This is a genomic window from uncultured Sanguibacteroides sp. (assembly GCF_900543425.1).
In the GTDB taxonomy this organism is placed as follows: domain Bacteria; phylum Bacteroidota; class Bacteroidia; order Bacteroidales; family Marinifilaceae; genus Gabonibacter.
Genome location: NZ_UQRQ01000030.1, coordinates 1 through 20,188, shown reverse-complemented (window position 1 = coordinate 20,188; position 20,188 = coordinate 1). Strand labels below are relative to the sequence as shown.

Here is a 20,188-nt window from a genome sequence, read left to right as displayed (position 1 = left end):
TAACTGGAAAACTCAACACTTAACCAATTAGAGCAAAGCTTAGTTGGCACAAGATAGGCCTCAACTCTTCGGAGTTCCTTCGGGACAGTGGAAATCTGAATCTAACGGCAGCTCTACCCGTGTCTAACAGGGGTTTTTTAAAGAGAAATAGTGCGGGTTTTTTTATTATAAAAAATAGAAAACCAAACAATATATAATTAACATTAAATCTAATTATCGAAATATGATAACAACAATAATTACCGGTGTTATTGCTTTGTTGGTTGGATTGGCGATCGGGTACTTACTGATCAATATGACCCTTAAATACAGAAGCAAGAATATCATCAAAGAAGCGGAAGCGGAAGCAGAAGTAATCAAAAAGGATAAAATCCTTCAAGCCAAAGAAAAATTCTTACAAATAAAAGCGGAACACGAGAAACAGGTTAACGCCAGAAATAGCAAGATCTTACTCGCGGAGAACAAACTCAAACAACGAGATGCTGAATTGGCCCGTAAGATAGAAGAGTGTCAACGGAAAATTAAAGAAGCCGAAACTCAGCAAGAAACACTCGAAGGACAAAAAGAGTTATGGGAAAAGAAACATGCCGAGCTGGAAAAATTGAAAAAACAACAGATCGAGCAATTGGAAACCATATCCGGTATGTCTGCCGATCAAGCCAAAGAAAAATTAATCAACTCGCTGAAAGAGGAAGCCGAAACAGAAGCGATCTCTTACGTGAACGAGATCATGGAGGAGGCTAAAATGACGGCCAACATGGAGGCAAAGAAAGTAGTCATAAAAACCATTCAACGGGTAGCAACAGAAACGGCAACAGAAAATGCAGTTTCTATCTTCCACATCGACTCGGACGAAATAAAAGGACGGATCATCGGTCGTGAGGGCCGGAATATCCGGGCGCTGGAGGCCGCCACCGGTGTAGAAATCATCGTGGACGATACCCCGGAAGCTATCGTATTATCCGGTTTCGACCCGGTACGTCGTGAAATTGCGCGTCTCTCCCTTCATCAACTGGTAACAGACGGGCGAATTCATCCGGCACGTATCGAAGAGGTTGTTAACAAAGTAAAGAAACAGATCGAAGAGGAGATCATCGAGACAGGAAAACGTACCACTATAGATTTGGGCATTCACGGCTTACACCCGGAACTGATCCGCTTGGTAGGTAAAATGAAATACCGTTCCTCCTATGGACAAAACTTATTGCAACACGCTCGCGAAACAGCCAATTTATGTGCCATCATGGCCGCAGAATTGGGTCTGAACGTGAAAAAGGCCAAACGGGCCGGACTTCTCCATGACATTGGCAAGGTACCCGATGACGAACCGGAATTACCGCACGCTATATTAGGTATGCGCTTAGCTGAAAAATACAAGGAGAAGCCGGATATCTGTAATGCCATCGGAGCTCACCACGAAGAGGTAGAGATGACCACGCTGATAGCCCCGATCGTGCAGGCTTGCGACGCCATTTCAGGAGCACGTCCGGGAGCCAGAAGAGAGGTTGTGGAATCCTACATCAAACGACTGAAAGAGATGGAAGACCTGGCTCTCTCTTACAACGGAGTAGTTAAGACTTATGCCATTCAGGCCGGACGCGAACTTCGGGTTGTGGTGGGTAGCGAAAAAATTTCCGACACGGAAGCCGAGAAAATCTCTTACGATATCGCTAAACGCATCCAGGACGAGATGACTTATCCCGGACAGGTAAAAGTAACCGTTATCCGGGAAACCCGTGCCATCAACTACGCGAAATAATCGATCTGTCTAAAACAGATCCAAGCATAAAATCACCCGAAAACGAACCGGAATATTCCGGTTCGTTTTTTTATAACCCGCAGGTTTATCGTTTTTATTTTACTTTTTGCAGGGGCTTTATTGGTTTATACCATGAATATCACTATTTTTGGTAGCTCAAAAATAAGGTTATGAATGCTATTAAATCATCGGAACTAATCACGAACGAAGACGGAACAATTTTCCATCTTCATTTACACGCTGAAGACTTAGCGGATAACGTAGTGCTTGTCGGCGATCCTTCCCGGGTAGAAATGATCGCTTCCCGTTTTGACTCGATCGAATTGACACGCAGTAATCGAGAATTCCACACAATTACCGGAATCTACCACCAAAAGCGTTTATCAGTCGTTTCAACGGGAATCGGTACGGACAATATCGATATTGTGCTGAACGAATTAGATGCTTTGGCCAACATCGATTTGAGTACCAAACAAATTAAACCGGAAAAGAAAGCTTTAAATATAGTACGAATCGGTACCTCCGGTTCCGTACAGGCTGATGTCCCCGTACATGCCTTTGTTATTTCGGAAATGAGTGTAGGTATCGACGGAGTTCTACGTTTTTATCAGGATAACGAAAAAATATGTGATGCGGCCTTTGAAAATGCATTCATCAGCCAATGCCAATGGACACCCCAGGCTGCTCGTCCGTATGCCGTAAACTCATCTCCGGAAATGGTTAACAAATTACACACGGAAGGCATGACCGTAAAAGGAGTAACATTGACAGCCAACGGATTTTACGGTCCCCAAGGACGTGTACTCCGCTTACCGCTGCAAATGCCGGGAATAAACGACCGAATCGCCCGTTTTCGCTATAACGGCCATAAAATCGTAAATTACGAGATGGAGAGTGCCGCTATTGCCGGCCTGTCTGCCCTCATGGGACACCACGCAGCCACCATTTGCCTGATCATTGCCAACCGGGCCAACGGTGATGCATCCCCCGACTATAAGCCTTATATGGAAAAATTAGTAAACTATACTTTAGATAAACTAACACGTTAATATAAATCAGCTATTTGATATGATACAAAGAATTCAATCCATATACCTGTTTGTAATAGGCATTTTGATGGTATTGCCCCTATGTGTTCCCATCGCCCGAATCGTAGTTCCCAATGATACGAATTACGACTTTTTTGCCTACGGCATAGTAGAAAAAAGTACGGAAGTTTCATTCGTAAGTTATTACTGGGCGTTACTTATTTTAAGCCTGTTCACCATTCTATTGCCTTTGATTACGATCTTCTTGTATAAAAAACGTTTTTTACAATTAAGGCTTTGTATCGTAGAGATCATCCTGTTGATCGGCTCCGCCATTCTGATGTGGTATCACATCCGGCAATTCGGATCGGATGCGACAGTATTGTACAAATTCAGTTTTATTCTTCCCGTCGTTTGCATTATTTTTACATACATGGCCATACGAGGCATCGTAAAGGATATAAAACTATTAAGATCTTACGATCGAATCCGCTAATTCTTTCACAAAATAAATAAAACGAATATGAGAAAAATTCACCTGCTTGTCACGTTAGTATTTTTATGCTGTACGTCGTACACTATGGCTTGTACGAACTTTTTATTCACAAAAGGAGCGACCAAAGACGGTTCAACCATGATCACTTATTCTGCCGACTCACACGTATTATACGGAGAACTTTACCATTGGCCTGCCCAAGACTGGCCTGCCGGGAGTATGGTGGATGTCTACGAATGGGATACTGGCAAATTCATGGGAAAGATTCCCCAAGTAGCTCATACCTATAACGTAGTAGGAAACATGAACGAACACCAGTTAGCCATTGCCGAAACGACATTCGGGGGACGTAAAGAACTGGAAACCCAAAGCGGGGCTATCATCGATTACGGTAGCGCTATCTATTTAACCCTCCAACGTGCTAAAACCGCACGCGAGGCCATCGTTGTGATGACCGATCTTTTCACCAAATACGGCTGGGCCAGCTCCGGCGAATCCATCTCTATCAGCGACCCGAATGAGGTTTGGATTTTAGAGATTATCGGTAAAGGAGAAGGAGAAAAAGGTGCGGTTTGGGTAGCCCGGATGGTTCCGGACGGTTACGTATCCGCCCACGCGAATCAAGCCCGTATTACCACGTTTCCGTTAGAAGGGAAAACATCCATCTCTTCCGATAAAATAAAGAAAATATACAACCCGGAAATAACTACCGTCTACTCAAAAGACGTAATCTCTTTCGCCAAAGAAAAAGGATTCTACCCTAAAGACGCTAAAAATTCCGATTTTAGTTTCTCTGACAGTTACGCTCCGGTTGATTTCGGTGCTGCCCGCTTCTGCGAGATCCGTGTATGGGCCTTCTTCAACGCCGTAAGTTCGGACATGGCCCAGTATTGGGATTACGCTACCGGAAGAAATATCATGAAAGATTCCAAAGGATATGCCACTAACCGCATGCCGTTATGGATTAAGCCTAACCGCAAATTAGACGTTCTGGATGCCATGGATTTCATGCGCGACCACTTAGAAGGTACGGAATTGGATATGAGCAAGGATTTAGGAGCCGGCCCTTACGGATGTCCTTACAGATGGCGCCCCATGCAATGGAAAGTTGATGGAAAAGAATATGTACACGAGAGAACGACAGCTACTCAACAAACTGGATTTACTTTCGTAACCCAAAGCCGCAGCTGGCTACCGGACGAAATCGGAGGTATTCTCTGGTTCGCCGTGGACGATGCGGCGAATACCGTTTATTTCCCGATGTATTCCTCTTCTACAGCCGTTCCGGAAGCTTATGCCGTGGGGAACGGAAGTATGATGGAATTCACGAACGAAGCCGCCTTCTGGGTATTTAGCCAGGTCAGCAACTTCGCCTATACCCGTTATGACTTAATTCATCCTGAAATTCGGGAAAAACAAAAAGGGTTAGAAACGCAATACCAAAACTTTGTCCAAATTGTAGATGCCGGAGCCAAGGAGATGTTAGCCAAAGACAAAGCGACAGCAGTTCAATTCCTGACGGATTTCTCCTGTAACACGGGAAACAGCTTGGTCGACCAATGGAGAAAATTCTACGGCTACCTGTTCTGCAAATACATGGACGGTAATATAAAAACAGCCGTTCCGGGCTCCAAAAACCCAAAAGTAGAGAACAAACCTCTTCCGGACTGGTTCCTGCGCATGTTGATCAAACAAACCGGGAACAAACTGGAAGTCATAGAATAAGACTTATAAAATTGAAGCTGCAATTGTTTTATAAAGGATAAACTAAAAATTATTTGTAGAGTTTATTTTTTTCCTTACATTTGCAGCTCGAATTGAAAACGTACGTAGTCTCTTACAAAAAAGACTCTGGTCGTAATACTGCGTTCGATAAATGAATTTTTTAAAATTAAAACGATGGATTTAATTAAAATTGCAGAGGAAGCTTTTGCAAATGAAAACAGAGTAGAGATTCCTTCATTCAATACAGGTGATACCATTAGCGTGCACTATAAAATTATTGAAGGAAACAAAGAGCGTGTACAGGTATTCAAAGGAATCGTCATCCAAATCAGCGGAACAGGTTCGACGAAAACTTTTACCGTAAGAAAAATGTCGGGTAACGTCGGAGTAGAACGTATTATCCCTCTTAATTCTCCTTATATCAAAGAGATTGAAGTAAACAAGAGAGGTGCGGTAAGACAATCCAGAATCTTCTATTTCCGTAAACTTACCGGAAAGAAAGCAAAAATTAAAGAGAAAAGATTTTAATTCATGCTTACAGAATAAAAAAGGCCTTGCGTTTGCAAGGCCTTTTTTATTAATTTCAGATATACCACTCCAAAATCCCGCAAAATATCATAACTTTGTTATTTGAACCTAAAAACAATGACGATATGGACAACAAGGATATCATAAAAACGGCCAAAGAAAAAGCAGAAAAATGGTTGGATCAAAACTACGACGAGGCAACCCGTTCCGAAGTTACCCGTATGCTGAACGATACAAACCCCGCCGAACTGATCGATTCGTTTTATAACGATCTGGAATTCGGGACCGGAGGACTACGAGGAATTATGGGAGTCGGAAGCAACCGGATGAACATATACACCGTCGGTGCCGCCACCCAGGGATTTGCCAACTACATCAATCAGGCTTTTCCGAACGAAGAAAAATCAGTATGTATCGGACACGATTGCCGTCACAACTCTCGTTATTTCGCCGAGACCGTCGCCAATATTTTTTCTGCCAATGGCATTTACGTCTATCTCTTTGAAGACTTACGTCCTACGCCCGAAATATCGTTTGCCATACGCGAGTTAGGGTGCAAGGGGGGAGTGATCCTTACCGCATCTCACAACCCCAAGGAATACAACGGATACAAAGCTTATTGGGACGATGGGTCTCAATTAGTTCCTCCCCACGATAAAAACGTGATCAGAGAAGTCCAAAAAGTAAAGGTCAGCGATATCAAATTCGACAAGGTCTCCGAAAAGATTAAAATACTCGGTGAAGATTTCGATCGTATTTATTTGAACAAGGTAAAAACCTTAAGTCTTTCACCGGAAGCTATCCGGAAAGAGCACGATTTAAAAATCGTTTTTACACCCCTCCACGGAACTACCTATAAGTTGGTACCGGAATCTCTCCGGAACTGGGGATTTACCAATATTCATCCCGTACCGGAACAAAGTATTCCGGACGGAGATTTTCCGACAGTAGCCTCTGCCAACCCTGAAGAACCCGCCGCTTTCAAAATGGCTCTCGATTTGGCGAGAAAAATCGACGCCGATCTGGCCATGGCCTGTGATCCGGACGGAGACCGTATCGGAATTGCCGTAAAGAACGATGAGAATGAGTGGATCTTACTAAACGGGAACCAGACCAATATCATTTTCACGGAATATATTATCCGCCGAAAAAGAGAATTAGGACTTCTGAAAGGTGGAGAATATACCATTAAAACGATCGTCAGCACCGAACTGATCAAAGAAATTGCCGAAAGAAACAATATCGAGTGTTACGATGTTTATACCGGTTTTAAATGGATTGCCGATATGATTCGTAGAAAAGACGCCGAAAAATTCATCGGAGGCGGAGAGGAGTCTTTCGGATTTATGCCGGGTTCGTTCACGAGAGACAAAGACGGTGTTTCCGCAACTTCTCTTATGGCAGAAATTGCCGCTTGGACAAAAACGAACGGCAAATCTCTCTACGTTTTCCTGAAAGAGATTTACGCGAAATACGGTTTCTCACAGGAAAAAATGATTTATATCGTTCGAAAAGGATTATCCGGGGCCCAAGAGATCAAAGCGATGATGGAAGAGTTACGCCACCATACCCCGAAACAAATCGCAGGGAGTGACATCGTGATTAAAAAAGATTACCTTACCTTAGAGGCGATAGATCTACGTAGCGGAGAAAAAACACATTTGGATTTCAGTACGACCAGCGATGTTCTCCAATTCTTCTTAGCCGACGGTAGTAAAATTTCAGTACGCCCTTCAGGAACCGAACCCAAAATTAAATTCTATTTCGAAGCGAAAGTACGAATGAAGGATATCAACGATTTTGAGAAGGCTCAACAAGAAGCGAACAACAGAATAGATGCTATCGCAAAAAGCCTTTCGATCGAGTGACCAAATGATCGTGAAGCGAAAATTTTCGCTTCACGATCATTTATCTTCAAACCACTCCTCTTTAAAATTAATCAGGTATACCTTTTTCCGAGCCCGGGTTATAGCTGTATATAACCAACGCCAATATTCATCGTCGGGCAATTCGTTCGCTATCCATCCCGGGTCTATAAACACGGCATCCCATTGCCCTCCTTGCGCTTTATGCCCTGTTACGGCATAAGCAAACTTAATTTGCAAGGCATTGAAAAATTCATTTTCACGAATCTTCTTAAAACGCTTTTGTTTGGAAGGGATATCGTCTATGTAATCCTCCTCTATCGCCGCATATAACCGCTTATGATCTTCATAGCTCAAGGCCGGCTGTTCCGAAGTTAATGTATCCAACATGACCCATGCCGTAATTTCGTCCTCATACCCGTAAATATTCAAACGAGCCTCCGCGAAATGAAAACCATACAACTCCTTATACTTACCGATCCGTCCCACGGTCGCGATATCGCCGTTAGCGATGAAATCGACACGATCGTATTCCGCTCCCCAGAAATAGTTATTCTTCACAATCATGATCTTATCCCCTCCGGTAAAAGCTTCTTCACGATAAAGGATCCTGCCCCTGATTCCCTCGTTAAACCGATTGGCTCTTTTATTGGAACGGCAAATAACCATTGTTTCATCCATACCGTATCGCCCGTAGCAACTATCCAACTCCTCCAACAAATTTCCCCCGTTTATCCGGACTACATCCGGAAAACCGTCAACCTTCATCAAAAAGGATTTTCCCGTTACACCAATCATCTCCCGAACTCGTGTCGCATTATACAATATCCCGGATGCTTCGGATTGCCGCATAATGTCGGTCAAATGAGCTTCATATACTTTCACCCCGTAATGACCGCTCAACAAATCCGCTTCCAGAGCCGGACTGACGCTCGAACCGATCGGAGGTAACTGCGCCGTATCCCCTATCAACACCAATCGATTGTTCCGTCCGTTATACACATATTCAAATAAATCGTCCAGCAGGGAACCCGTACCGAAATTACTGTCTACCGAACCGGTAGAAATCATAGAAGCCTCATCCACAAAAAAAAGAGTATTGGCATTCGGATTAAACCCCAGATTAAAATACCCGACTCCTTCTTGAGCCGTTTTTTGCCGGTAAATCTTTTTATGGATTGTAAAAGCAGGTTGTCCAGAATAACTTGAAAATACCTTTGCCGCCCTTCCGGTCGGAGCCAACAAAACGACTTGACACTTAAACTGCAATAACGTGTTCACGATTGCGGCGACCAATGAAGTCTTTCCAGTACCTGCAAATCCTTTCAGCAAAAACAAATTCTCTTCTTCCATAGAAAAGAAAAAAGAGAGGAAACAGTCCATTGCCTGTCGCTGAGTCGGAGAAAAATCAAACCCAAACTTCTCTAATACAACGTTTTCAAAATGTTTTGCAATCATGGCAAAATTTCAATGTATAAAAATGGGCTACGAATTTTTTTTTTCTTATATTTGCGGACACTACCGTATTCGTTGCGTAGTGTGTTGTGCCGTTTTTAAGCTATACAAAGATAGATAAAACGTCATCAAAAACAGAAAGAACTAACTTGTTTAACGTATTAATAATATACTGACGAAAAAAAATGAAAAAGATTATTATTCAAGTCATTTTAGCTCTTGTAGCGATTTTTTTAGCATACAAATGCTACGAAAGCGTAAATAATCCTTTGGAATTCCAAAAGTTAAAAGACCAAAGATATAGCAGAATCATTCAACGCCTGAAAGACATCAGGACCGCACAGGAATCCTACAAAAACCTTTACGGCAAATATACAGGTAGTTTCGATACTCTTATTCATTTTGTAAAATACGATTCCCTGAAGACTATTCGTGCTATCGGAGAATTAACAGATGATCAGCTTGAAGCAGGGATGACCGAAGAGGAGGCTTTGAAAAAAGGTCTCATTATTCGCGATACCATTAAAGTAGGCGCCTTACAGCAACTTTTCGGAGAAAATTACCCGATTGACGACATCCGTTACGTTCCCTTTACAAACAGGAAATACGAATTTTCTCTAAAAGCAGACATTATTCCGACTGAAGCAGGAATGGATGTTCCCGTTTTTGAAGCCAGCACGTCCAACATGACTATTTTCGACGATAAAATGGAAGATTTCAGAGATGCTGTTTTAGAAGAAAACGGAGAAAGAATCAGATTACATAAATATCCCGGACTAAAAGTAGGAAGTGTAAAAGAGGCTAACAATAACGTAGGGAATTGGGAATAATCCGCAAAATCTTAATTCCATGCAAGGAGTCTATTATACTGATAAGAACTATATTTACGAATCTTCTGTAAAATCGATATTATCCATCCGTTATGCAACGGATGGATTTTCATTTTGCGTTCATGACGAAAACGACCGACTTGTCGTTTTCGCTCATCAGCCTTTTCAAGTCGATTCTCTGGATGCAGTCCTTGCAAGAGTGGAAAACTATATAGTTAACGATCGCATCCTAAATTCAAATTTCAAACAAGTCTATGTTATTCCTTGCTGCAAAGCCAAAAGTCTGATACCTGCCGACTTTTTCCAGAAAGATAAACTAAATTTGCTCTATCATCTTCAACAAGAAACAGACTCGGAGGAAGAACTCCTATATCACCACATCGAGGATATCAATGCTTACCTGGTAGAAAGTATCCCGTACAAGTTTCATCAATTTCTTCAGGAACATTACCCTACAGTACAAATCGTCAATAACGCTTTTAATCTTATAGAGCAAGCGAGCACCAAGACTCTTCGTCAGATGGAGCAATTATTTGTCGACATTCAGGATCGTTACTTCGACATCCTTTTATTTCGTAATGCCAAACTGTTGCTCTTCAATTCATTCCATTATCAATATCCGGCAGATATTGTTTACTTTATCCTGAACACGCTTAGAGAATCTGGTACAGAAAAAGACAAGATACACCTCTTTATTTCAGGTATACCCGTAAAAGATCAAAAGTTCATAGGAATGCTTGAAAGCTATATTCCGCATATCTATTATCCACAGGAGCCGCTTTTAAATACACTCCTTCAGGATAAGGAATTCAATAGTTCTTATTTTATTCATCTGTTAAACTTTCATAGATGCGGATTATAAGCGGCACACACAAAGGGAAACAAATATTTCCGGACAAAAACTTCAAGGCCAGACCGACAACGGACTTCGCTAAAGAGAATTTATTTAACGTGCTAAACAACTACATCGACATTGAAAGCATTCGTGCTTTAGATCTATTTTCCGGCACGGGTAGCATTAGCTACGAATTAGCTTCCCGCGGTGCCGAAAAGATCATCTCCATAGAAGCAAATTACAATCATTTCTCTTTTATTAAAAGAACGGCTCAACAATTAGGCTTTAAAAACATTACCGTATACAAAACAGACGCATTTATAGCTTGCAAAAAATTGAAAGGACAAAATTTCGATCTCATTTTTGCAGACCCTCCGTATGATTTACCTAATATTATTGAGATCCCCGCAGCCATTTTCGATAACGATCTACTTTCCTCCGACGGCATTGCAGTTATAGAACACCCGGCTACGGTCGATTTCTCCGCTTTCCCGTGTTTCCTGGAGCATCGACAATACGGTAGCGTCAATTTTTCTATTTTCAGAAAATAACGCTCCTTAACAGTTTCGTCACAAAACGTTAATATTCAAGAAACCTTTTCAGTCTACTTTCGCTTTCGAAAAAAAGAACCTTAAAATTAGACAAAATGAAAAGGATTTTATTTACTATCGTTTTAGCTGCTTTATCTATTAGCAGTTTTGCTCAAGAAGAAAAAAAAGAAAGCAAATTTAAAATTACGGGCTCACCGATTGTAACCGTTTTTGCAAACTATCATGCAGGTATAGGCCGCGCAAACCAAGAATCTGGGTTCGCGTTAGATCGTGCCTACTTCGGGTATCAGTTTAGCCTAACTTCCAAATTAAGTGGAAAATTAGTATTTGACATCGGTTCCACCAAAGTATCGGGTTCAGACTTAGAAAGGGTAGCTTACGTGAAAAACGCCATGCTGAGTTGGAAAACCGGAGACTTCACGCTCGATTTCGGTTTAATCGGTCTGGAACAATTCAATGTTCAGGAAAAATTCTGGGGTTATCGTTACATTATGAAATCATTCCAGGATGAGTACAAATTCGGTTCCAGTGCAGACATGGGAATCATCGGAAAATACAAATTTACCGACTGGCTCCGGGCTGACATCACCTTTATCAATGGAGAAGGATACAAGAAACTGAATAACGACAACAAATACCGCTATGGCTTAGGAGTCACCATCAATCCGATCGAATCATTGACTATCAGAGGATACTATGACATATCCAGCAAAAACATCGAAGGTGATGAAACGAAAGATCAACAGAACTTAGCCCTTTTCGCTGGTTATAAACACGAGTACTTTTCTTTAGGAGCCGAATACAATAAAATGTATAACACCAAGTTTAAAGAGGATAAAGACCAATCCGGTTATTCCATCTATACCTCCGTTAAACTGGATTCCAAGTTCAATCTTTTCGGGAGATACGACAACTTAACGTCAAAAGACGACTGGAGTAGTGCCGACGGGCAAAGGATTCTTGCCGGTATTCAATACAGCCCGATTAAATATTTAAAAATAGCTCCGAACTTTACTTCATGGAATCCTTATTCCGGAAAATCAACGGCTTTCGCTTATTTGAATATTGAATTTAAATTATAAGAAGACCTCTGTTCTGGCTTAACAAAAATGTAACAAACGCGTAACAAACGTGTCATAACATCAGCGTAATATTGTAATGTCCAAAAAGAACAGAACGTGTTAAACATAAATTGAAAAAAATGAAAAATCTATTACTCACCAGTATTCTTATTATTTCCACGATGATCTGTGGTAATGCAACTCCCAGAGAAGCTGCACCAAGTAAAAAAGAGACCATCACGGGAGCCGGAGCTACCTTCCCTCTCCCATTTTATAACCTGGCATTCAAAACTTATCAGGAAAAGAACGGTACGACCATTACTTACGGAGGAATCGGTAGTGGTGGCGGAATCAGAAGCTTAAAAGATAAAATCGTAGATTTTGGCGGAACGGATGCTTTTCTTTCCGAGAAAGAGTTGAAAGAAATGCCTTATGAAACAATTCATATCCCGACCTGCATGGGAGCCGTGGTAATGGCCTACAATTTACCGGAAGTAAAAAATTTAAAACTTACAGGTGAAATCATTGCCGACATCTATCTGGGAAAAATCAAAAAATGGAATGACAGCCGGATACAAGCTGTTAATCCAGGAGTCTCTCTTCCAGACAAAGAGCTCAATCCGGTGTATCGTTCCGACGGCAGTGGTACGACATTCGTATTCAGCGATTACCTGACGAAAATCAGTAATGATTGGAAAGAACAAGTTGGAACCGGAAAATCTTTGAAATGGCCGGCTGGTATTGCCGCAAAAGGGAATCCCGGAGTTGCAGGAGTAATCAGTCAAACAGCAGGGTCGATCGGTTACGTGGGATCGGAATACGCTTTCTCTCTTAAAATTCCTATGGCCCAACTACAAAATAAAGCCGGAAATTTCGTTAGCCCGACAACGGAAAGTATTTCCGCTGCCGCTTCCGGAGACATACCTGCCGACACCCGTACTATGATCACCAACTCTCCTGCCGCAGATGCTTATCCTATCAGCTGTTTCACTTGGATTATCCTTTACAAGGAACAAGCCTATAACGACAGAAAAATAGAGCAAGCACAAGCTACGATCGATCTGTTGAGCTGGATGCTAAGCGACGAAGCTCAGGCTTTAACTACAAAAGTACACTACTCTCCCCTCCCTGCATCTGCCGTTAAGAATGCACAAAACCTTTTAAAATCCGTCACCTTTAAAGGAAAAACAATTAAGTAATAAAAAATCTTGTGGCGATGATGATACATCGCCACAAGACTTACATTAAATTTAATGATATGTCAGACTATCTATTCAAACGTCTACTAATCATCTGCTGTATTTTTATACTTTTAATATGTGCAGGAATGGTATATTCTCTCGTCAGTGGAGCCGTCCCTGCCTTTCATCATTATGGATTCTTTAAATTTATCGGTACTGCCGATTGGAATCCTCACCCCGACAACGAGACCTACGGAGCTTTATCCTTTATTATCGGGACTTTACTTACCTCCTTTTTAGCGCTACTGTTCTGTATTCCATTTTCATTACCTGTAGCCCTTTTTACCGGAGAATATTTCAAAGGCAAAAAAATAGCCGTTTTTATTAGCTCCACCATTGATTTATTAGCAGGAATTCCTTCCATCGTATACGGCTTATGGGGATTTTATACCCTGCGTCCGTTAATGGTCGATTGGGGCATCAATTCACAAGGATTCGGTATCCTCACTTCTTCCATAATATTAGCGATTATGATTATTCCTTATGCTTCTTCCCTCAGCGGCGAATTTATTACCATGGTTCCCAATGAACTGAAAGAAGCAGCATACAGTTTAGGAGCAACACGTTATGAAGTTATTCGAACCGTCACTTTCCCGGCCGCCGGTTCCGGCATTTTCGCAAGCTACATTTTAGCTCTCGGAAGAGCTCTCGGAGAGACCATGGCCGTAACCATGCTGATCGGGAATACCAACAATATTCCCATCTCATTGGGAGACACGGGAAATACAATGGCGAGTATCATCGCCAATCAATTCGGGGAGGCTGACGGACTCAAACTCAGTTCTCTCATTGCCATTGGCTTATTATTATTCCTAATTACCGCTATCATCAATATGATAGCCAAACTCATCATTAAAAAACTTCATTAAAATAAGATGGCAACGATAAGATACAGAACGATCAAAGACAGGATATTTTTTTATACCATCTGTTCATTGGCATCCCTGACCGTCATTCCCCTATTTATGATCATCTGGGAGTTGGTTAAAAAAGGATATAAACAGATCAACTGGAATTTCTTTACCGAAACGGCTCCCAGCACCTTAGACGCCATGCTTGCCAAGGGCACGGGAGAAATTATTCCCGGAGGTATTGCCAATGGAATTACCGGGACCCTACTTATGGTAGGAATGGCTACCGTTATTGCCATACCGATCGGTATCATGGCCGGAATTCATCTTTCGGAAAAACCTAAAACTCTATTTTCAAATACTACCCGCTTTTTTACCGACCTGATTCAAGGAAGCCCTTCCATCGTCATCGGTATCATCGCATACAGTTGGATCGTAAAGCCATTAAGCAGCTACTCCGCACTGGCAGGTAGCGTTGCCTTAAGCATCATGATGCTTCCCCTGATCATAAGATCCACCGAAGAGACATTAAAAATGTTACCGGGCTCACTAAAAGAAGCCGGACTTGCACTTGGAGCTTCTTACACGAATGTAATTCTAAAATTACTCCTCCCCTCTGCTTTCGGAGGTTTGTTTACAGGCATATTGTTAGCCGTTTCTCGTGTCATGGGAGAAACAGCTCCACTGATGCTGACTGCCCTCGGAAGCACGATCATCAATTGGGACATTACAGCTCCGACCAGTGCCGTTCCCCTTTTAATCTGGGAATTTTACAACGACCCCAATCTGATCGATATGATATGGAGTTCATCGCTTTTTCTCCTGCTACTCATATTATCACTCAATTTAATTGCCAAACATATAGCTAACAAATGGAGAAATCAATAATATAATCAATAACAACCTATGATATCTATAAAAAATCCCATCTTACAGCTACAAGAGGTTTCGATCTCATACACCCCCGGTAAAAATGCAGTCGATCGTGTGAACGCCGATATTGAAGAAAAAAAGATTACGGCCATCATGGGACCCTCCGGCTGTGGGAAAAGTACTCTCTTACGAGCCATAAACCGAATGCACGAACTCTATCCGGACATCCGCATTAGCGGTGAAATACTCTTGAACGGGAGAAACATATTAAAAACGAATCCCATGGAAGTCAGGCGTATGGCCGGAATGGTTTTTCAAAGACCCAACCCTTTTCCAACTATGAGTATATACGACAATGTCATTGCCGGTTATAAGCTAAACGGAATTCGTTTACCCCGTAAAGAAAAAGATCAGATCGTGGAACAAAGCCTGCAAAATGTCGGATTATGGGAAGAGGTCAAAGACTCTCTCTACAAAAAAGGCACCTTTCTCTCCGGCGGGCAGCAGCAACGCCTGTGTATTGCCAGAGCCCTGGCTTTAAAACCGCAAATTTTATTAATGGACGAACCGACTTCCGCCTTGGATCCCATTGCAACCAATCGAATCGAAGAGTTACTTTTGGAACTCAAAAAGGAATTTACGATTTTGATCGTTACTCACAATATGTCACAAGCGGCCCGTATTTCCGATTACTCTATGTTTATGTACCTGGGAGAATTAATCGAGTATGATGAAACTCAAAAGATGTTCACCAATCCTCAAGACAAACGGACCGAAGAATATCTCACCGGACAATTCGGCTAATCAATCACAAAAGTCAGACTATTTAATCATTACGACATGAATACCATCAGAGAAAAATATTTAGAAAAAATAAGAGGAGACTTTGAAGTGCTCGCCAAAATTGTATTCCTTCAAATGGATTATATAAATCAACTTACGATAGACAATAAGAATCCTGAGATACATTTGGAAATAGAACATAATGAAACGATTATCGATGGGATGGAAGTTAAAATCAGAGACGAAGTAATTCATTCTATCGTTCTTTATTCACCAAGAGCTACTGATTCCCGAAAGATCATGTCTTATCATGACATGACAGCTTACATGGAACGTATCGGAGATCTCATTCTCAATATTGCCGATTTTTTTAAAGAGATCGACCGGAGCGGTAAATGCTTCCTGACCCATGAAAAAATAATACGGGAACAACTCTCCATGGTTAAAAAAATGACACAAAATGCTATCTTTGCCTTCACCTGTGAAGATACCGAACTGGCAAAAAAAGTCATTCTGGCAGATAATATGGTGGATTTCCATCATAAAGAAATCATCCACGGCATCCCAGCTTGCTTTATCGGTAAGACGATCAACGAACAAGATATGCTGGATGCTCTTTCTATAAGCGGCATGTCCTATAACATAGAAAGAATAGGAGACAACGCGACTAACATTGCAGAAGCGGCAATCTATTTAATGGAAGGAAAAAATGCAAAACATTTACATAAAAACGAAGATACACCAGAACCCCCAACCGAATAAAAGCTATGGAAAAGAAACGAATTTTAGTTGTCGATGACGAAGAGGACTTACGAGAGATCCTGCAATTCAATTTGGAAAACGAGGGTTATATTGTAGATACCGCGGAATCTGCGAAACAAGCCTTAAAAACGTTAACGAAAGAACACGAATTGATATTGTTAGATGTCATGATGACGGGAATCTCCGGATTCAAAATGGCAGAAAGGCTCCGTAAAGAACTTCACAACACAACTCCTATCATTTTCCTTACAGCCAAGGATACGGAAAATGACATGCTTACCGGATTCAGCATCGGTGGAGACGATTACATTGCAAAACCATTCTCTATCAAAGAGGTGTGTGCACGAGTGAAGGCCGTCCTAAAAAGAGTGGCAACCACCCCGGAACAACAGCAGATAGAGGTCGGTGAAATTCTCATCAATACAATCACCAAACAAGTTTTTGTCAACAAACAATCCATTCCTCTTACCAAAAAAGAGTTTGAAATATTGTACATGTTAGCCAAAGCCCCCGGACGAATCTTTTCACGAGAAGCAATTCTCCGTAACGTATGGGCTGACGACGGGTATGTTTTAGAACGTACGGTAGACGTCCATATCACCCGCCTGAGGAAAAAACTCGGGGAACAAGGACATTATATTATAAACCGTTCCGGCTACGGATATTGTATTGAACTTTAACTTACTAAAAACATCATCCGATGAAACTCTCTTATAAACAAAAACTATTTTCTTATTTCTTTATCGTATTTACCATTTTCACGATAGGAATTATTTTTTTTCAACAAAAAAGAGAAAAAGCGTATAAAACAGAAAATCTGCGCACAACGCTTAATAACTATGCGACGATGCTTGCCCAATATGTCGACACGAAGCAGTTGATACAGGATCACCATATTGATTCCGTTCAAAATATACTACAAATTCTTCCTCAGAATTTACGGGTCACCTTACTTGATCGTACGGGAAAAGTATTATTTGATAATAGCATAGAACAGGATAAAGAGATCGAAAACCATTTGCAACGTCCCGAAATCCAATCGGCATTAATACACTCCACGGGAGCATCCGTTCGCCATTCAAAAACATTAGGTATCGAATATTATTATTATGCAAAAGCATATCCTCATTTCTTTATTCGCGTCGCACTACCCTATGATATTGAAGTTCAAAACTTCCTAAAAACAGATAACATTTTCCTATACTTCATCACGTTACTGTTTTTCATTGCCCTGATATCCCTTATTTATCTGTCAGACAGATTTGGAAAAGCCATTTCCGGCCTGAAGGACTTTATCGTCTCAGCAGACCATCACAAGGTGGATTACAACCACATCCATTTCCCCAACACGGAACTCGGAGAGATCGGTAATAAAATCATTCATAATTACCAATTACTCGAAGAGAGTAATCATCAAATTAATGTCGAACGGGATAAACTATTACGTCATTTCCATTACTCGGATGAAGGAATTGCCATATTTGCTGCTAACGGAGAAAAAATATACGCTAATACCCACTTTATTCAATACCTGAATACTCTGTTAGACGAACCGACATTCCGCATCGAAGGGATATTGGAACAACCCGATTTCATAAAACTGAAAGAATTTTTAAAGAACAATACGCCTGTTAATCCGAACGCACATTCTATTCCCGTACTTCAAAGCAAGCTTTCTAAAGGCGGAAAACATTTTGCCGTCAAATTACTTATTTTCACTGATAATAGTTATGAAATAACTCTGAACAACATCTCCGACAATGAAAAAAACAGATTACTCAAACAGGAGATGACAAATAATATCGCACACGAATTAAAAACTCCGGTAAGTAGCATCCGAGGCTATATCGAGACCTTATTGGAACAACCTGATATTACTTCCGACAAGAAACATTTCTTTCTGGAGCGAGCCTATTCTCAGGTTGTCAGACTTTCCGACCTGATTCGAGACATCGCCTTAATCACGAAAACAGAAGAAGCAGCGGAACTTTTCCAAAAAGAAGAAGTTAACATACGGACAACCGTACAGGAGGTCATAGCAGACCTCAACGATACGCTCATCTCCCATAGTATCATCGTACAAAACCACATCAAAGAGGACTTATTCATTGAAGGAAACAAAACCTTGATCTACGCCATATTCCGCAACTTAATGGACAACTCCGTCAACTATGCCGGAGACCACATTATCATTGTTATCGATAACTATACAAACGATCAGGAATTTTGTTATTTCTCTTATTATGACACGGGACAAGGAGTCGACGAAGCACACCTGAACAGACTCTTCGAACGTTTTTACCGTGTATGTGAAGGAAGAAGTCGCCAAACCGGAGGATCAGGCTTGGGACTCTCTATCGTGAAGAACGCCGTGTTATTTCATAAAGGAGAAATATCCGTAAAAAACAGAAAAGAAGGAGGTCTGGAATTTCTTTTCTCCTTACGGAAAAAACTCTTTTAAATCCAATTTTACGCCCATCAAGTAAAAAGGAGGTTTTGATTTTTCAAGCTTCCTTTTTATATTTTAAGATTTTCACGCGCAACCTTTTATCTTTTCACACATCTACTAAACAGAAAACAGAATAAACCAATAAGTAAAAACAGGATATGAAAATTGAAAGAATATTACGTCTGACCATTCTATTTATCATTACTGTATTCGTCGTCGCATCTTGTGATGACGATGGATATAGCTTGAGTAAATTTTGGGTTAGCTACGGGGTAGTTCATAAATCCGATGAAGATAATTATACTATAAAACTGGATAACGGTTCTGTTATATATCCATCCTATTCCAATGTTCCGGCCCAAAAACTTCAAGATAGTACGCGCCTATTGGTCGATTTTACCATTCTTCAGGATGCGATACCGGGCGGCAAATTTGATTATTATGTAAGGATCAATGGGATTGAACAGATTTTAACCAAAAATATACTTCCTTACTCGGAAGAGATTTTAGATAGCCTGGGAAGTGATCCTGTTATTGTGAACGATTATTGGATTGCCCAAGATTTTCTCACGATCGAATTTTTCTTTGCCGGAGGTCTTGCACATCATATGATTAATTTAACACAACATCAGGAATTGACAGAAGACGGGAAAGTATTATTAGAATTTCATCACAATGCCAACGGTGATACGGATCGTTATAAACTCAATAGTGCAGTCGCTTTCCCTCTTAACAAAGTCTTCAGCGAAGTAACCGATTCCGTTCAGCTTCGCGTTCGGTACAAAGGTTTTGATAGAGAAGAACATTTCGATATAACCTATCGTCCCCGAAAATAAACTCATAATTGACGAAAAGGTGCAAATGCCGTCCGATATTTCGGGCGGCTCTTTTATCCTCTCTTATACAAATGTAATATTTCTCTATTTACAAGACTTGTAAAACTATTCCTTCGGCAATATTTCATCCTCACCTATTTTTAATTTTTCATTTTATTCATTTGGATTATCCGAAAAACTACTTATCTTTGTACCCGCTAACAATAAGCAAGCGTTCTTTGAACAAGGGCAGTTACCAGAGTGGCCAAATGGGGCTGACT

At 41.1% G+C, this 20,188-nt stretch carries 19 protein-coding genes; 18 read left to right on the top strand and 1 reads right to left on the bottom strand.

What is annotated here, in order from left to right:
- Positions 1-223 precede the first annotated feature (223 nt).
- From rny to QZR76_RS12740, 6 genes are all read left to right on the top strand, one after another.
- A complete protein-coding gene (rny, locus tag QZR76_RS12765) occupies positions 224-1,759 on the top strand; it encodes a ribonuclease Y (RefSeq protein ID WP_294143198.1) in 1,536 nt (511 codons plus the stop codon).
- A gap of 170 nt (positions 1,760-1,929) precedes the next feature.
- Positions 1,930-2,808 carry a nucleoside phosphorylase gene (locus tag QZR76_RS12760; protein WP_294143197.1) on the top strand — a complete coding sequence of 293 codons (879 nt, stop codon included), beginning with the start codon at positions 1,930-1,932 and terminating at the stop codon, positions 2,806-2,808.
- 19 nt (positions 2,809-2,827) lie between these two features.
- On the top strand, positions 2,828-3,283 hold the full coding sequence (locus QZR76_RS12755) for a DUF4293 domain-containing protein (protein WP_294143196.1): 456 nt from the start codon (positions 2,828-2,830) through the stop codon (positions 3,281-3,283).
- A 27-nt stretch (positions 3,284-3,310) separates the two neighbouring features.
- On the top strand, positions 3,311-5,008 hold the full coding sequence (locus QZR76_RS12750) for a C69 family dipeptidase (protein WP_294143195.1): 1,698 nt from the start codon (positions 3,311-3,313) through the stop codon (positions 5,006-5,008).
- A 174-nt stretch (positions 5,009-5,182) separates the two neighbouring features.
- Positions 5,183-5,536: a 50S ribosomal protein L19 gene (gene rplS / locus QZR76_RS12745; RefSeq protein WP_294143194.1), complete on the top strand. Its 354-nt coding sequence runs from the start codon at positions 5,183-5,185 to the stop codon at positions 5,534-5,536.
- Between the two features lie 125 nt (positions 5,537-5,661).
- The gene (locus QZR76_RS12740; RefSeq protein ID WP_294143193.1) at positions 5,662-7,404 is read left to right on the top strand and encodes a phospho-sugar mutase; all 1,743 of its coding nucleotides are present in this window, start codon (positions 5,662-5,664) and stop codon (positions 7,402-7,404) included.
- Between the two features lie 36 nt (positions 7,405-7,440).
- Here the strand turns inward: QZR76_RS12740 and QZR76_RS12735 are convergent, their stop codons facing one another.
- Entirely contained in the window at positions 7,441-8,859 is a 1,419-nt protein-coding gene (locus tag QZR76_RS12735; RefSeq protein WP_294143192.1) for an AAA family ATPase, read from the bottom strand.
- A 182-nt stretch (positions 8,860-9,041) separates the two neighbouring features.
- Between QZR76_RS12735 and QZR76_RS12730 the strand changes: the two genes are divergently transcribed.
- From QZR76_RS12730 to QZR76_RS12675, 12 genes are all read left to right on the top strand, one after another.
- On the top strand, positions 9,042-9,686 hold the full coding sequence (locus QZR76_RS12730) for a hypothetical protein (protein ID WP_294143191.1): 645 nt from the start codon (positions 9,042-9,044) through the stop codon (positions 9,684-9,686).
- Between the two features lie 19 nt (positions 9,687-9,705).
- Positions 9,706-10,548 carry a DUF3822 family protein gene (locus QZR76_RS12725; protein WP_294143190.1) on the top strand — a complete coding sequence of 281 codons (843 nt, stop codon included), beginning with the start codon at positions 9,706-9,708 and terminating at the stop codon, positions 10,546-10,548.
- Positions 10,536-11,072, top strand: coding sequence for an RsmD family RNA methyltransferase (locus QZR76_RS12720; protein WP_294143189.1), 537 nt, complete (start codon positions 10,536-10,538; stop codon positions 11,070-11,072). Before QZR76_RS12725 ends, QZR76_RS12720 begins: the two co-directional genes overlap by 13 nt.
- Before the next feature lie 95 nt (positions 11,073-11,167).
- Positions 11,168-12,154, top strand: coding sequence for a hypothetical protein (locus QZR76_RS12715; protein WP_294143188.1), 987 nt, complete (start codon positions 11,168-11,170; stop codon positions 12,152-12,154).
- A 119-nt stretch (positions 12,155-12,273) separates the two neighbouring features.
- The gene (gene pstS / locus QZR76_RS12710) at positions 12,274-13,332 is read left to right on the top strand and encodes a phosphate ABC transporter substrate-binding protein PstS (protein WP_294143187.1); all 1,059 of its coding nucleotides are present in this window, start codon (positions 12,274-12,276) and stop codon (positions 13,330-13,332) included.
- 59 nt (positions 13,333-13,391) lie between these two features.
- Positions 13,392-14,243: a phosphate ABC transporter permease subunit PstC gene (gene pstC / locus QZR76_RS12705; protein ID WP_294143186.1), complete on the top strand. Its 852-nt coding sequence runs from the start codon at positions 13,392-13,394 to the stop codon at positions 14,241-14,243.
- Positions 14,244-14,249: 6 nt separating this feature from the next.
- A complete protein-coding gene (gene pstA / locus QZR76_RS12700; RefSeq protein WP_294143185.1) occupies positions 14,250-15,113 on the top strand; it encodes a phosphate ABC transporter permease PstA in 864 nt (287 codons plus the stop codon).
- 18 nt (positions 15,114-15,131) lie between these two features.
- Entirely contained in the window at positions 15,132-15,902 is a 771-nt protein-coding gene (pstB, locus tag QZR76_RS12695) for a phosphate ABC transporter ATP-binding protein PstB (protein WP_294143184.1), read from the top strand.
- 36 nt (positions 15,903-15,938) lie between these two features.
- Entirely contained in the window at positions 15,939-16,643 is a 705-nt protein-coding gene (locus QZR76_RS12690; RefSeq protein WP_294143183.1) for a PhoU domain-containing protein, read from the top strand.
- Positions 16,644-16,648: 5 nt separating this feature from the next.
- Positions 16,649-17,323, top strand: a complete 675-nt coding sequence (locus tag QZR76_RS12685; RefSeq protein WP_294143182.1) for a response regulator transcription factor — start codon at positions 16,649-16,651, stop codon at positions 17,321-17,323.
- 20 nt (positions 17,324-17,343) lie between these two features.
- Complete coding sequence (locus QZR76_RS12680; protein ID WP_294143181.1) at positions 17,344-19,104, top strand: ATP-binding protein; 1,761 nt, start codon at positions 17,344-17,346, stop codon at positions 19,102-19,104.
- 146 nt (positions 19,105-19,250) lie between these two features.
- Complete coding sequence (locus QZR76_RS12675) at positions 19,251-19,928, top strand: NigD-like protein (RefSeq protein ID WP_294143180.1); 678 nt, start codon at positions 19,251-19,253, stop codon at positions 19,926-19,928.
- The last annotated feature ends 260 nt before the right edge of the window (positions 19,929-20,188 follow it).